Origin of the sequence: Rahnella sp. BIGb0236, assembly GCF_004364755.1 — a bacterium.
Taxonomy (GTDB): domain Bacteria; phylum Pseudomonadota; class Gammaproteobacteria; order Enterobacterales; family Enterobacteriaceae; genus Rahnella; species Rahnella victoriana.
In genome coordinates, this window is sequence record NZ_SOAO01000001.1 from 471,408 (window position 1) to 486,481 (window position 15,074).

Here is a 15,074-nt window from a genome sequence, read left to right on the forward strand (position 1 = left end):
TTGAGGATATATTATGAAAATTAATCCAAGACAGGTCGAAGCCTTTCATAAGGTGATCCTCACCGGCGGTATCACCGCAGCGGCAAATATGATGAACATCACGCAGCCCGCGGTCAGCCGGCTGATCCGTGACTTCGAATATGCCGTCGATCTGAAGCTGTTTGACCGTGACGGACGCGGGCTGATCCCGCGTGATGATGCCATCAAGTTGTACCGTGAAGTCGAGCGTTTGTACCTCGGACTTGAACATATTTCACGTATCGCCGATGAAATCCGCCATTCCAAAGGCAGCGTATTGCGTATTGGCACCGTGGCGGCGCTCTCCGCGTTGTGCGTCGAACACATTCTGCCGCCGCTGATCGAGAGTATTGGCGATATTTCGCTGTTTCTGGATATCGAAAGCACCACGCACATCACCGATGTGGTGACCGGCAATCAGTACGACGTGGGTTTTATTTTCGGCAAGCCGGATGTGAAAGGGCTGGAAGCCGAGATGCTGGCGCGGGCGAATGCCGTGGCCGTGATGTCGCCGCGTCATCCGCTGGCAAAACAAGACGTGGTCACGGCGATGGATCTGACACGTTACCGGCCGATTATTCCCGGACGCAAAACGCCGCTGCGTGAACAACTCGACCAGGTGATGAGCCGTCTCGACCTTTATATGAACAACCCGATCGAAACCTCGCTGCACAATTGCTGTGTGATGGCGGGCAATAATCTGGGGATCGGCGTGGTCGATTTCATCACCGCACGCAGCCACAAAAGCGACATCGTGCTCAAACCTTTTACGCCAGACATAAGTATTGCCTATCTCGCCGTCTTCCCGCCGCAGATCCCCAAAAGCCGTCTGGTGGAACATATCACCCGTGAAATGAAGACATTAATCGAAGGCTATCTGTAAAACGCCCCGTCAGGTTCGCGCAAATCGTACCAGTGAGTCCAAAATGTGACATTCCTGCTTTTATGCAAAAAAGGGCGTGGATGTTAAGTGCGACTTATTAGATAAAAAACGTATATATAATCTAAAAATCATTAATATATTGAATAACACACTTTATTTTATTCTTTAAAATCAACGCATAAAAATTCCCTGCATAAAGATTAATCTAATCTATAATAATTTACCTAATTTCAAACTCTTCGTTACACATTCACAACCTCGATGAGAAGTATTACTATTTGCGCGAAATTGTTCTATTTGGTTCATTTAATAACGGGTGGTCATTAAGTGTTACCAGCTTTTCATCAACAGTTCTCTACAACTATGCAGTGAGATAAATCATGCCAACAACAAATAGCAAGTGGACCTGGCTCCTCTGGCTGCTGAGTGCGCTGATGGTCGTCATCGGTCTGACACTCGGTATCGGTGGCGCGTATCTGGCGACATTGGGAGGAAGTGTTTACTTCCTGCTGATGGGTCTGGCGCTCATCGTTTCCGCCGTTTTAATTTTCAAAGGTAAGCCTTCAGGTGCCTGGCTGTATGCCGTGGCCTTTGTGCTTTCTGTTATCTGGGCTGTCTGGGACGCGGGCTTCACGTTCTGGCCGCTGTTCTCCCGCCTGTTCACCTTCGGCGTGCTGGCTTTCCTGGTCGCTCTGGCTTATCCGCTGCTGAAAGCACGTGCGGGTCTGGTGGCGCGTAAAGGGCCAAGCTTCTCGCTGGCGGCTGTCCTGGCTGTCGCGCTGATTGCTGCTTTCGGTAACACCTTCGTGCCAACGCCAATCATCAGCGCCGACAACGATCAGGTGCCGGTGAAACCGGTAGACAAAGGTGCAGAGCAGAAGAACTGGGAAAACTGGGGTAACACCACCGCAGGCGACCGTTTTGCTGCACTGGATCAGATCAACAAATCCAACGTGGATAAACTTCAGGTTGCGTGGACTGCCCATACCGGCGATATCCCACAGAGCAACGGCTCCGGCGCTGAAGACCAGAACACCCCGCTGCAAATCGGTGACAAGCTGTTTGTGTGTACCGCATACAGCAAAGTGATCGCCCTGAACGTTGATGACGGCAAAAAGCTGTGGTCTTACGATTCCAACTCCACCGCGCCTAACTGGCAGCGTTGCCGTGGTCTGGGCTATTACGAGAACAGCGCCGCACCACAGGCACCCGCGGCACAACCTGCCGCCGTGCCTGCTGCTGAGCCGGCAAGCCCGAACGCAGCCTCAGAAGCTGCCGCGCCAGCCACTAACGCCCCGCAAACGCCTGCTGCGACCGGCGGCACCGTCAGCGGCACCTGCGAACGTCGTCTGTTCCTGCCAACCATAGATGCGCGTCTGATCGCCATCAACGCTGACACCGGCAAGCCTTGTGCTGATTTCGGTGACAACGGCGTGGTTGACCTGAAAGTCGGTATGGGCGAAGTGAAACCTGGCTACTACCAGCAAACCTCTACCCCGCTGGTCGCGGGTAACGTGGTTGTCGTTGGCGGTCGCGTAGCGGATAACTTCTCCACCGGCGAACCTCCGGGCGTGGTACGTGCATTTGACGTGCACACCGGCGAACTGATGTGGGCATGGGATCCGGGTAACCCGAACATCACCAAACTGCCACCGGAAGGTCAGACCTACACCCGTGGTACGCCGAACGTCTGGTCGGCCATGTCATACGATCCAAAACTGGGTCTGATTTACATGCCAACCGGTAACGCGACGCCGGACTTCTTCGGCGGCACACGTACCGAGCTGGATGACAAATACAGTTCTTCTGTTGTTGCGGTAGACGTGACCACCGGTAAAGTCCGCTGGACCTTCCAGACCACGCATCACGACCTGTGGGACTTCGACCTGCCGTCTCAGCCGCTGCTGTATGACCTGCCGGACGGTAAAGGTGGCAGCACGCCGGTTCTGGTGCAGACCTCCAAACAAGGCATGATCTTCATGCTGAACCGCGAAACCGGCCAGCCGGTCGCGAAAGTCGAAAACCGTGAAGTACCGCAGGGTAACGTCCCTGGTGAACGCTACTCCAAAACGCAGCCTTTCTCTGTCGGTATGCCAAACATCGGCAACCAGACGCTGAAAGAGTCTGATATGTGGGGCGCGACACCAATGGATCAGCTGCTGTGCCGCATCGAGTTTAAAGGCATGCGTCACCAAGGCGTTTACACGCCTCCGGGTCTGGATCGTTCCCTGCAATTCCCGGGTTCTCTGGGCGGCATGAACTGGGGCAGCGTCTCGGTTGACCCGAACAACGCCATCATGTTCGTGAATGATATGCGTCTGGGTCTGGCGAACTACATGGTGCCGCGTGCACAGGTTCCGACCGGCGCAAGCGGTATCGAGATGGGGATGGTGCCGATGGACGGTACGCCTTACGGCGCAGTCCGCGAGCGTTTCCTGTCTCCGCTGGGCATTCCGTGCCAGAAACCCCCGTTCGGTACCATGTCTGCGGTTAACCTGAAAACCGGTAAAATCGTCTGGCAGGTGCCGGTCGGAACGGTGAAAGACACCGGTCCGCTGGGCATCAAAATGCGCATGCCAATGGAAGTCGGTATGCCAACGCTGGGCGCGAGCCTGTCAACGCAATCCGGCCTGCTGTTCTTCGCCGGTACGCAGGATTTCTATCTGCGTGCGTTCGATACCGCAACCGGTAAAGAAATCTGGAAATCCCGTCTGCCGGTCGGCAGCCAGTCTGGCCCGATGACCTACGTTTCACCGAAAACCGGTAAACAGTACATCATCATCAGCGCCGGTGGCGCACGTCAGTCCGCAGAACGCGGCGACTACGTGATTGCCTACGCACTGCCTGACGAGAAGTAAGATTTAGCAGTAAATGACAAAGCCCGCCGGTGCAGACCGGCGGGCTTTTTTGTTGGAGGAGTTTTAGCTGTTAAGGCAACCGCGCCGCCTGACGCCGGAGTCCTTCAAAAATTGCATGGCTGATTTTTGCCGGAAAATCAACCGGCAGCCTGGCTTCCACTTCTGCAATCACCTGTTCTGTTTTTTCTTTCATTTCTGTCATCATGGCTGACACGTTTTCTTGCGAGTAACTGACCCGTTGCGCCGTTGAAACAAAATGACGGGGCAGGATCCTGTCCCAGTGGAAATGCCGGTTATTACCGAGTACCGCCATCGCCATTTTGGCTTTCTTCGCCGGAATACCTGTTGGATGCATCAGAGGAAATGCCGACATCACGTCATAAAGTGGCGTCATACGGTATGCACTCCCCGGCTCAATATAAACACTGAAATTCTTCGCATGACCGTCAATGGCGGCCAGCATCCAAAAAAGGATCTGGCTTTTAAAAAACATCTCCCGGTCTGCGCTGGCTCGCTGGGAACCCAGCAAAAGCGTCATTGAACGCGCAATCCCGGGACCGCCATCTGATTCATATTTCAATGCAGGAGCAACACCCAGCGCCTGACAAAAATCTTCCTGAGGTAAACGCATCAGCCAGGATCCATCCTGCGACCAGCGACGATCAAAACGTTCTACGACTAATACTTTTTGCCTGCCGAAACGGGTCATGTCGCACTGCGCGACCGGAAATCCGAATTGTTCCGCTATCTTCAGACACAGCCATTCGTTCTCAACACTGTCGCTTAAGTCGATACCATTGTTAGCAATGTAACCGATAGGCAGTTTAAGAATATGGCTTGTGGGTGTGCTTCCCTGCGGACGATGCCACTGCCCGCGATACCAGAGTAATGCTGTTTTTTCCTGCGCACCGGCCAGAGAAATTCGGAAGTCGTCAATTTCGGCCTCCATGCCTAAGGGCGCTTCTTTATAGCCTTGCAGAAGCTGTTCAATTTCTTCATCACTGAGTGGCCGTGCGTGGATCCGGGTGACAGGTGCAACGGGATCACCTTCAGGATAAAGCTGGATAGCACCGACGCAATCACTGCCTATTCTCGAGAGCAAATCGAACGGTTGTTTGGTCGGGATCTGGAAGCGAGCCTGAATACGGCTGCGTATTTGTTCACTATCGGGAAGGAGATTGTCGAAAAAGTTATACACCACCGCGCCCCGAAATTTATCTTGCTGGAGAGGTAATGATAACGAGATGGCACGGGCTCCTGGGCGACTGAGCCAGCTGTGATGATAAACAAATGACATTTCACCACTGCCGCCTTTTTCCAGCGTACCCACAGTTATGCCATTTAATGCGAGCGTTAACTTATCCATGTATTACCACTCCTGATCCCAGGACGTTTTTTCCTGAGGGTTGCTATCTCTTGGCGTGATCTGGAGCTCTAAATCCAGCGCTGCCAGTAATTTGAACAGGGTTTCCAGACGGGTTCCGTCAGGATAATTTTCAAACTCAGAAACCGTTGACTGCTTCAGGCCAATGGTTTCAGCCGTTTTACTCTGGCTGAGTTTGCGCTTTTTTCGCTCATTACGCAGCGCATTCGCGAGCATTTTTGCAGAAGTAATGTTCATATTATCCCTCCCGGCGGATATTCTCAGTGTATCCCTTGTAAGGGATAAATCAACTTTTATCCTCTGTAGCGGATAGCATAAGAATATCCCTTTTAGGGGATAATACAGCCTGTAAGCTGTTAACGAACAATACAGTTTACAGGCTGTAATTTGCCCACTACCGTCTCCTCATGCTCAAATACCGGTTCCACGCTCGGATGAAACCTCATGAAAAAAAGCGAATTTATCGCTCAGGATTTACTGAGCAAGATTTATCAGAACAGCGGATCCTTGCCGGAAAAGCTGCCACCAGAACGCCAGCTGGCAGAAGAATATGGCGTGTCGCGGTTTACCGTGCGCAAGGCGATGGAAAAACTGGTGAGCATCGGCGCGGTGCGTATCGTGCAGGGATCGGGGACTTACATTAATCCCGGCGTGAGCAGCAATCCGCTGGTGTACAACTCAATCACCGAAAAGAAATTCGCGGACATCAGCTTCCGCATGCTGGAACTGCACAAGCGGCGGCCGGACAAAGAAGAGCAACAGGTTTTCGATCTGAGCGGGGATGATTTTATCTGGGCGTTCACCCGCCTGCGGCGCATCAGCCAGCGCAATGTCCAGATTGAATATTCCCGCATGCCGGCACGGGAGTTTGGCGATCTGAGCCAGAAAACCATTGAGCATTCGATCCAGCAATATGTACTGAGCAAAGGCTATGTGATTTCGCACTCCCTCACCCGTTATCAGGCGGTAACGGTCAGCAAGGAACAGGCGCAAATTCTGGGGTGTAAAAAAGGCATTGCCGCCATGCACATTACCAACAGAGGCATTTTGCAGGGCGGCAAGGTTTATGCGTTCAGCGACATCATCGATATCGATTATTCCTGCACCTACATCATCCCGTTTAATCAGGACAATCTGGCCTTTCGCCAGACTTAAGGCGTGTGGATCACGCCGTCGGGCAGGCGGCTTTGCGTCCATTCGTGCGGCCGGTACACCACCGGAAATTCTGCGGCGGCCTGGCTGTTAAAGCCCACGCCGATCCCTGCTTCTTCCCCCGGATAAAAATAGCCGTTCTCCGGTGCCTGTGCGCCCGGAAAGACCTGCTGCGTATTGGCGGGATATGCCACGAATTCCTGGATCGCCGCATTGTGCAGATGAATATTCAGGTGCGTGTTCACTGCCGCACCAATCGGCGTCATGTCCGGCGGGCAGTGCCACGCGAGACGTACACCGAAACTCTGGCAGAAATGCGCCAGTTTCAGCGCCGGGGTGATGCCACCGATTTGCGAAACGTGGCAGCGGATAAAGTCGATCCGACGGTTGATAATCAGATCTTTCCATTCCGCCGGATTATTGAAGAGTTCGCCGGTCGCCAGCGGCACGGCGGTCTGACTGCGGATCTGCGCCAGCCATTCGTTCTGATCCGGCGGCAGAATGTCTTCAATAAAATAGGGCCGGTATTGTTCGACGGCTTTGGCAAACTGTACCGCCTGCTGCGGGAACAACCGTTCGTGAACGTCGTGCAAAATATGGAACTGATTGCCGTATTTTTCACGCAGCGCTTTGAACATCGCCAGCGTGTTGTCGATGTACTGGTCCTGATCGTAATACGCCCCCGCCGTCGGTTCGCGGGTACTGTGAAAATCACGCGCATTGCCGCCATAAAAACCCAGCTGGCAGCGGATATGGCGGTAACCTTCGGCCAGCAAACGATCCACTTCGCCATAAAGATCTTCCAGCGTTTCGCCCGCCGCATGGCTGTAGGCAGTAACCGCATCCTTCGATTTACCGCCAAACAAATGATACAGCGGCATATTCGCCAGCTTGCCTTTGATATCCCACAACGCCATATCGATGCCCGCAATCGCGTTATTGATCACCGGCCCGTTACGCCAGTAGGCGTTTACCATCATCAGTTGCCAGAGATCTTCAATGTGATTCGCATCGCGCCCCGTTAACAGCGGTTTGAGATATTCATCGACCATCAGTTTGACCGCCAGCGGGCGCTGCTGGAACGTCGCGCAGCCCAGGCCAAAAACACCACGATCGGTTTCAATTCTGACCACCACTAAATTATGGCGATCGGGGCGGGTTATCTGGCATTCGATATTGGTAATCAGCGCAGGCTGCATATTCATCCTTAATAAAAACCGTGATGCCTTTTCAAAAAAAGACGGCGGGAATATTCGTATTGCGGTTATTTCACCGTATTTTTATCCTGCTTGTAAACCTTAATTTCATGACTTTATTTTGGTTTAAAAGCAGGTCGTATTCTTCATAAAAAACAGACCAATTTAACCTCCCCGCCTTTAAACACGGCCTGTCAGTGAAGATTTGTGACGCAGATCCTATTTTATTGGTTTGTTTTTAAAAATGGGCGTCATTACACTCCCCTTCCATCTGACAATGAATAATTAACGGGTCGTCGCGGGGTTCAGGGTGAATACAGAAATAATGCAATCAGTGATAAAACTGGTGGGTGGTGCGGAAAATATTAATAAAGTCTGGCATTGCATGACCCGTCTGCGTTTCGATTTGCGCGATGAAAATAAAGTGGCCTGGGATGAGATTAAAAATCTGCCCGGCGTTCTCGGTGCGCAAAGCCAGAGTGGACAGGTGCAGATCATCATCGGCCCGAAAGTGAATGTCTGGTACGAGGCGATCGTGTCGCAGCTTGATCCGGTGTCCGGTGTTTCAGAAACAGCAACAGGAAATATTTCCACAAAAGGACGAAAAAGCCTGGTATCGATGTTCATGGATACCGTCTCCGGGGTGTTCGGCCCGATCGTTCCGGCCATTGCCGGCGCGGGGATGATCAAAGGCTTGCTGGCCGGATTGATTGCCTTAAAGGTCATTTCGTCGAAAAGCGAAACGGTAATGATCATCGATTTGATCGCCAGCGGCGTGTTTTACTTCCTGCCGTTTTTCCTCGCGGTATCCGCAGCGAGGATCTTCAAAACCAATGAGTATCTGGCCGCTGCTGTCGCCGCCTGCCTGATGTACCCGACGCTGATGGACGCCGCGAAAGCACTCGCCAGTCATACCGCCGGAGCGCCCACCGCGCTGTATTTTATGGATGTACTGCCGGTGTCTGTCTTCAACTATTCGGCCAGCGTGATCCCGGTGATTTTCTCCGTGCTGGCGCTGAGTTACATCCACCGCTGGGTGGATAAAATCATGCCGGATGTGCTGAAAACGGTGTTTACCCCCACGCTGACCTTGTTTATTGCGGCGCTGGTGTCGCTGACGCTGATTGGTCCGGCAGGAATTTATCTCGGTAAGTTGCTGGCGTTCGGCATTCAGGGATTGTTCGACGTGTCATCGGTCTTTGCCGGATTTATTGTCGGCGCGATCCGCCCGGTGGCGATCCTCACCGGTATGCATCATGCGATGACGCCGATTGCCTTGCAGAACTTCACCGATCAGGGCTGGGATATGCTGATGCCGATGATGTTTATGGCCAACATGGCGATTGCCGGTTCGACCTTTGCGATTTACTTCCACGTTAAAACCCGCGAACAGAAATCTGTGGTGTTGTCTGCGGCGATTTCCGGTTTGCTGGGGATCACCGAACCGGCGCTGTTCGGCGTACTGACGCGCTACAAAAAAGCGTTTATTGCCACCACCCTCAGCAGCTCCGTGGCCTCGGCATTTATCGCCTTCTTTGGAGTGCGCTTGTATGGCTATATTCTGTCGAGCATTTTCAGCCTGCCCGCCTACATCGGTCCGTATTTCATCTACATTGTGATGGGCGTGATACTGTCGCTCGGGCTGTCATTCACCCTGACCTATCTGATGGTCGTTAAAAATAAAGGCACCGGAGAAACGGTGCCTTTGGTGGATGCGGTTCGTTAAGGGATCAGGCCGCTGTTCTGGAATGTGTTATCTCAGACAGCGGTGCGTTCTGAATAAGGTTGGTCAGCCGCCCGATATTTTCGATTTCCACTTCAATCTTGTCATTCTCATGCAGGAACAATGGCGGTACGCGGGTTTTACCTACGCCGCCCGGTGAGCCGGTCATGATCACGTCGCCCGGCGAAAGCTGGGTAAAGGTGCTGATGTAAGCGATCATCTGCGGAATAGTGTGGATCATGCTGGCGGTCGTATCGTCCTGCACCAGACGGTCGTTCAGCCAGGTTTTGATGCTCAGATTTTGCGGGTCACCCACTTCATCCGGCGTCACCATCCACGGGCCAAACGCGCCGGTGGAAGGCCAGTTCTTACCGGCGGTATACCATTTATGCTGCCAGTCGCGCACCGAGCCATCCATATAGCAGCTGTAACCGGCGACATAATCCAGCGCATCGTCGGCTGAAATATTGCGGCCTGTACGACCAATCACAATCGCCAGTTCGCCTTCATAATCAAACTGCTCAGAAGAGGCCGGTTTGATAATGGTGCCATTGTGGCCCACCTGGGAATCCGCGAAGCGAACAAACAATGTCGGCGCATCGCTGGTTTCATTGAATTCTTTACGTTTTTCCGCGTAGTTCATGCCCACACCGAAAATTTTCCCCGGACGGTCAATCACCGGCAGGAAAGTGATGTCGTTCAGTTGAAGATCCGCCGGAAGCCCGACATAGCGGTGCAGTTCCTCAAGCGAATGGCGTGCCATGAATTCGTTAATGTCACGGCATCCCGCATGGTATCCGACATCGATGATGCCCTCTGCCTGAAAGATGCCGAAGCTTTTGGTCTGGTCTTTATTGATGGTGAAATTAACAATTTTCATAGATGCACTTAGTTTCTTATTTTACTTAAAACAGGTGAATTCGCTGGCGTTGTCTTCGCGATGACGCCCGGGCCACCGTGAAGATCGCGAGATTATTGACCCTGCCTTTCATGCCTTCTACTATATTTTATTACCTAATCGATGAATTTCAGGAATCAATGTTAAATAACAGAGACTTAGACTATTTCGTCACCGCTGCGCAGATGATGAATTTGAGACTTGCGTCACAAAATTTAAATATAACTCAGCCTGCACTTTCGAAATCTATCACCCGTCTTGAGAAAGAACTGAACATCAAACTGTTCAAACGGGCAGGTCGCGGGCTTGAGCTGACCGAAGCGGGACGCGTGCTTTATCAGCGCGGTCTGTCGCTGCAAAGTGCCTATCTTGAAATCGGCGAAATCATGAATGAACTGAGCAGCGGCGCGGGCGGGATCGTTCGCGTGGGCGTCTCAGGTTCTGCGACGCAGTTCTTACTGCCTGAAATCTGCAAAATGCTGCAATCGCAGGTGCCGAACATGAAACTGGAAATCCAGATCGGCATGAATGACGTGCTGTTCGCCCTGCTGGAGCGCCATGCCATCGATGTGATCATCGGGCCGCTGGTGAATTACGACAGCCCGGTGGTGCAGTTGCCGGTGACCGCCGACCGGGTGATTGTTGCCGCGTCGAGCGATCATCCGCTGGCGGGCAAACCGGCCAGCCTGCGCGAACTCAGCCGTTACGGCTGGATTTTACCGGCAAAAACCGTGTCGATGCGCAAGTGGCTGGACAAGATGTTCTATGAGAATCACTGTCCGGCGCCCGACGTCAAAGTCGAAATCAGCTCGCTGGCGTCTGTGCCGGGGCTGATCGCCAAAAGCGGATTACTGAGCTTTTTATCCGAGAACATTCTGGTCGAAGAGGAGTTTATCTCGCGGCTGGTCCGTATCGATAACGATCAGTTAGTGATGGAACGGCGCGTCGGGATCACCTGGCTGGAAGGTGCGTTTTTATCTCCGGCCACGCAGAAAGTGATCGACGTGACCAAAAGCGTCGGGCAGAAAATGCAGATGGAAGCCCGCCGGATCCTGGAAGACTGAATCCGGCGGTGAGGGGTTAAACCAGATGACAGGCGACGCGGTGCCCGGGTTCAATATCACGCAGTAACGGGATTTCCGCCCGACAGCGCGCCGTGGCCTGAGGACAACGGGTGTGGAACCGGCATCCGGCAGGCGGTTTTGACGGATCCGGGATTTCCCCGCTGACCATCGCCACCGGTTCACTGTCAGGATCCAGCGTGGGTACCGCCGCCAGCAGCGCCTGCGTATACGGATGCAGGGGCCGTTGGAATAACTCATCGCGGCTGGCCGTTTCCACTAACTGGCCGAGATACATCACCGCCACGTCATCACAAAGATGCTCCACCACGCCGAGATCGTGCGAGATAAACAGAAATGTCACGCCATGATCGTCACGTAAATCCGAGAACAAATTGATGATTTGCGCCTGGATCGACACATCCAGCGCGGAAATCGGTTCGTCCGCAATAATAAAATCTGGTTGCAGGATCAGCGCACGGGCAATGCCGATACGCTGGCGCTGTCCGCCGGAAAACTCATGGGGAAAGCGGTTGTAATGCAGCGGCGACAGGCCGCAGATCTTCATCACTTCCGTCACTTTGCCGTGGAGCTGCGCCCGCGTACACAGCTTGTGTTCCAGCATCGCTTCGCCGATGGCATCGCCAATGCGGATACGCGGGTTCAGCGAACTGTACGGATCCTGAAACACCAGCTGGATTTTCGGACGCAATGCTTTCAGTTGTTTCGGCTTCAGGCCATGCAGGTCTTCACCGCGAAACATCACCCTGCCCGCCGTTTTGTCATACAGCCCCAGCAGCGTGCGCCCGACGGTGGTTTTCCCGCTGCCGGATTCGCCCACCAGCCCGAATATGGTGCCTTTGCGGATGTTAAAACTGACGCCATCCACGGCACGCAGTTGTCCGGTTTCCTGTCCGAACACGCCGTCGCGGATCGGGAAATACTTTTTCAGGCCGTCCACTTCAATCAGATAGTCAGCGTTCATGGCTGTAATTCCCTGTCATTGATCTCACCCGCCGGACTCAGTCCGCTGTAAAAACACGCCGCCTGTCGGTATTGCCCTTCCAGCGGCGGGATCCCCTGACGGCACCGGTCGGTGGCGCGGGCACAACGTTCGGTAAACGCACAGTACGGCGGCAGCGCGGCCAGATCCGGTACCTGACCGGGGATGGAATATAAGCGGCGACGGCGTTCTCCGGGGGTCGGTCTGGAGGCGATAAGCCCCTGAGTATAGGGATGCAGCGGGTTGCGCAGCACTTCCGCTGTCGCACCCTGCTCGACAATCTTACCGGCGTACATCACCACCACGTGGTCCGCCATCTGTGCGATCACCCCCAAATCGTGGGTGATCAGCATCAGCGCCATATGATGTTGCTGCGCCTGGTCACGCAGTAAACGCAAGATTTGCGCCTGCACGGTGACATCCAGTGCGGTGGTCGGCTCGTCCGCAATCAGTAACTGCGGCTTACAGCTCAGCGCCATCGCGATCATGATGCGCTGCAACATCCCGCCGGAAAGCTGGTGCGGATAACTGGTCATCAGGCTTTCTGCGCGCGCCAGCCCGACTTCCGTGATCATCTGCGTCGCATGCGACCACGCGGCTTTCGCGGATTCACCGCGGTGGCGGATCAGCGGCTCGACCAGCTGTTCGCCAATGGTCAGCACCGGATTGAGCGCCGTCATCGGCTCCTGAAAAATCATCGCCAGCTGGTTACCGCGCAAATCCGCCATCCGGGATGGGCGCAGTGTAAGCAGGTCACGTCCCTGAAACAGGATTTCACCGCCATCAATACGGGCGGCCTGCGGGGGTAATAATCCCATCAGCGACATTGCCGTGACACTTTTGCCACAGCCAGATTCGCCGACAACCCCGACGGTTTGCCCGGCCTGAACGTCAAAGGTGACATCCTGCACGGCGCGGACACGGCCCTGATCGCTGGCGAAGGAAAGGGAAAGCTGATTAAAACGGATCAACGGTTGCGTCATTTTTTGCTCCGTTTCATTTTGGGATCGAGCGCGTCACGCAGGCCATCGCCCAGCACGTTAATGGCAATCACCGTAATAAAAATCGCCACGCCCGGTGGCATCCATAACCACGGACGGCGCTGGAAATCGATCAGGCTGTTGGCGGCATCCATCATGTTTCCCCATGACGGGGTCGGTGGCACCACGCCCAGCCCGAGATAACTGAGGGCGGATTCGCTGAGGATGGCGTTCGCCACCGCCATCGTGGCCATGACCACCAGAATCGGCACGGTATTTGGCAGCAGATGTCCGAACAGGCGACGCCGCGAGGACAGCCCGAGAACCCGGGTCGCCAGCATAAAATCACGTTCGCGCAGGGAGAGGATCTGCCCGCGCACCAGGCGCGCCAGTTTCGGCCACTCCAGCAGACTGAGCATCACGATCACCATGTACACCCGGGAGTCCGGTGAGAAATCCAGTTCAGACAACATTGCCCCCATCACGATCAGCAGCGGCAGGCTCGGAATGGTCATCACCAGATCGGCAAATCGCATAATGATTTTATCGGTGATGCCCCCGAGATAGCCGGACACCGCGCCCATCAGATAGCCAAGCGTCACGGACAACAACATGGTCAGCATGCCGATAATCAGTGAGATGCGTCCCGCCAGCAGCAGCCGCGTATAGACATCACGGCCGAGGAAGTCGGTACCCAGCCAGTGCTCCGCATTTGGCGCTTTGTTGATCATCAGCGCATCGGTGGCATCATCGCGCCACGGCGAATAAAACGGCCCGACAATGCACCACACCGCCATCACCAGCAGCAAAATGAGGCAAAACATCGCCAGCCGGTTCTGGCGTAACGAACGCCATGCCTGCCGTAGAGGTGACGGCGTCACGTGTGCCATCGCCGGTATTTGCGCTTCGCGCAGCCGGCGGTTGGTTGAAAATAAAGAACCAAACATCACGACCTCACCCGAATGCGCGGGTCCGCCCACGCATACAACACATCAGCAATCAGGTTGCCAAGAATGGTTAATACCGCCAGAAACAGGGTGAACCCCATCAGAACCGGGTAATCACGCGCCGCCAGCGAATCAATATGAATGTGCCCCGCACCCGGCCAGTTAAAGACTTTCTCGGTGATCAGCGCCCCGGAGAACAGCCCCGGCAACTCAAACCCCAGCAACGTGATAATCGGCAACAAGGCATTTCGCAGCGCGTGTTTGAGGATGACAGTACGTTCCCGCAGGCCCTTCGCCCGTGCGGTACGGATGAAATCCATGCGCACCACATCCAGCATGCTGGCGCGAAAATATCGTGTCAGGCTGCCCGCCTGTAACATCACCAGCGCAACCACCGGCAACACCAGATGCGCGGCCACCTGCATCACCCAGGCCCAGCCGGTCGCGTCACTGCCGGTATTGGTCATCCCGCCCACCGGCAACCAGTGCAGATCCACGGCAAACCATTTGATCAGCAGCAGACACAGGAAAAACGTCGGAAAGGACATGGCGGCGAAGATCACCACGCTGACCACATGATCGAACAGGGAATAGGGTTTCATCGCCGAGACAATGCCCACCGCCAGTGCGATCCCCCAGTACAACACCATCGCAATGGTCGCGAGCAGGAAGGAATTCCAGATGTACTGATTCAGCAACTGACTGACCGGGATCTGATATTGCAGCGAAAAACCCAGATCACCCTGCAACAGGTTGCCCAGCCAGCGCAGATAACGGCTCAGCAGCGGCTGATCCAGACCGTACAAGGCTTTCAGTTCGGCGGCACGCTGTGCAGTGAGCGTAATATTGCCGTCGATAAAATCGCCCGGCGTTTTGGCAAACAGCATGAAGATAAGCAATGAAGCGAGGAACAACATCGGGATGGTTTGCAGTAAACGACGCAGAATAAAATTTCTCATGACTTTCTCATT

Annotated in this window: 13 protein-coding genes; 5 read left to right on the forward strand and 8 right to left on the reverse strand. The window is 54.2% G+C overall.

Features of this window, described 5'->3' with window-relative positions; genetic code table 11:
* The first annotated feature begins 13 nt into the window (after positions 1 to 13).
* Together EDF78_RS02075 and EDF78_RS02080 are read left to right on the forward strand one after the other, a co-directional pair.
* Positions 14 to 901, forward strand: a complete 888-nt coding sequence (locus EDF78_RS02075; protein WP_095925407.1) for a LysR family transcriptional regulator — start codon at positions 14 to 16, stop codon at positions 899 to 901.
* A 380-nt stretch (positions 902 to 1,281) separates the two neighbouring features.
* Positions 1,282 to 3,759, forward strand: a complete 2,478-nt coding sequence (locus tag EDF78_RS02080; protein ID WP_133822398.1) for a membrane-bound PQQ-dependent dehydrogenase, glucose/quinate/shikimate family — start codon at positions 1,282 to 1,284, stop codon at positions 3,757 to 3,759.
* Between the two features lie 70 nt (positions 3,760 to 3,829).
* On the opposite strand, the gene EDF78_RS02085 is transcribed toward EDF78_RS02080, so the two are convergent.
* Together EDF78_RS02085 and EDF78_RS02090 are read right to left on the reverse strand one after the other, a co-directional pair.
* Complete coding sequence (locus tag EDF78_RS02085; RefSeq protein ID WP_133822399.1) at positions 3,830 to 5,125, reverse strand: type II toxin-antitoxin system HipA family toxin; 1,296 nt, start codon at positions 5,123 to 5,125, stop codon at positions 3,830 to 3,832.
* Between the two features lie 3 nt (positions 5,126 to 5,128).
* Positions 5,129 to 5,380, reverse strand: coding sequence for a helix-turn-helix domain-containing protein (locus EDF78_RS02090; RefSeq protein WP_095925410.1), 252 nt, complete (start codon positions 5,378 to 5,380; stop codon positions 5,129 to 5,131).
* A 207-nt stretch (positions 5,381 to 5,587) separates the two neighbouring features.
* On the opposite strand from EDF78_RS02090, the gene EDF78_RS02095 reads away from it, so the two are divergent.
* Positions 5,588 to 6,298 (forward strand): GntR family transcriptional regulator, encoded by a 711-nt coding sequence (locus EDF78_RS02095; protein ID WP_133822400.1) that lies wholly within the window; start codon positions 5,588 to 5,590, stop codon positions 6,296 to 6,298.
* Here the strand turns inward: EDF78_RS02095 and EDF78_RS02100 are convergent.
* Entirely contained in the window at positions 6,295 to 7,494 is a 1,200-nt protein-coding gene (locus EDF78_RS02100; protein ID WP_131694356.1) for an enolase C-terminal domain-like protein, read from the reverse strand. The two genes, EDF78_RS02095 and EDF78_RS02100, sit on opposite strands and share 4 nt — an antisense overlap.
* A gap of 322 nt (positions 7,495 to 7,816) precedes the next feature.
* Here EDF78_RS02100 and EDF78_RS02105 point away from each other — a divergent pair, with 322 nt between their 5' ends.
* Positions 7,817 to 9,217, forward strand: coding sequence for a PTS transporter subunit EIIC (locus tag EDF78_RS02105; RefSeq protein ID WP_133822401.1), 1,401 nt, complete (start codon positions 7,817 to 7,819; stop codon positions 9,215 to 9,217).
* 4 nt (positions 9,218 to 9,221) lie between these two features.
* On the opposite strand, the gene EDF78_RS02110 is transcribed toward EDF78_RS02105, so the two are convergent.
* A complete protein-coding gene (locus tag EDF78_RS02110) occupies positions 9,222 to 10,094 on the reverse strand; it encodes a fumarylacetoacetate hydrolase family protein (RefSeq protein WP_095925414.1) in 873 nt (290 codons plus the stop codon).
* A gap of 158 nt (positions 10,095 to 10,252) precedes the next feature.
* Here EDF78_RS02110 and EDF78_RS02115 point away from each other — a divergent pair, with 158 nt between their 5' ends.
* Positions 10,253 to 11,176 carry a LysR family transcriptional regulator gene (locus EDF78_RS02115; protein WP_133822402.1) on the forward strand — a complete coding sequence of 308 codons (924 nt, stop codon included), beginning with the start codon at positions 10,253 to 10,255 and terminating at the stop codon, positions 11,174 to 11,176.
* Positions 11,177 to 11,192: 16 nt separating this feature from the next.
* Here the strand turns inward: EDF78_RS02115 and EDF78_RS02120 are convergent, their stop codons facing one another.
* Genes EDF78_RS02120 through EDF78_RS02135 form a run of 4 tightly spaced genes read right to left on the reverse strand, consistent with a single transcriptional unit; the run spans position 11,193 to position 15,062 of the window.
* The gene (locus EDF78_RS02120; RefSeq protein ID WP_133822403.1) at positions 11,193 to 12,158 is read right to left on the reverse strand and encodes an oligopeptide/dipeptide ABC transporter ATP-binding protein; all 966 of its coding nucleotides are present in this window, start codon (positions 12,156 to 12,158) and stop codon (positions 11,193 to 11,195) included.
* Entirely contained in the window at positions 12,155 to 13,159 is a 1,005-nt protein-coding gene (locus EDF78_RS02125; protein WP_133822404.1) for an ABC transporter ATP-binding protein, read from the reverse strand. Before EDF78_RS02125 ends, EDF78_RS02120 begins: the two co-directional genes overlap by 4 nt.
* The gene (gene opp4C / locus EDF78_RS02130) at positions 13,156 to 14,103 is read right to left on the reverse strand and encodes an oligopeptide ABC transporter permease (RefSeq protein WP_165772371.1); all 948 of its coding nucleotides are present in this window, start codon (positions 14,101 to 14,103) and stop codon (positions 13,156 to 13,158) included. The genes EDF78_RS02125 and opp4C overlap by 4 nt, the downstream gene beginning before the upstream one ends.
* Positions 14,103 to 15,062, reverse strand: coding sequence for an ABC transporter permease (locus tag EDF78_RS02135; RefSeq protein ID WP_095925833.1), 960 nt, complete (start codon positions 15,060 to 15,062; stop codon positions 14,103 to 14,105). Before EDF78_RS02135 ends, opp4C begins: the two co-directional genes overlap by 1 nt.
* Between the last annotated feature and the right edge of the window lie 12 nt (positions 15,063 to 15,074).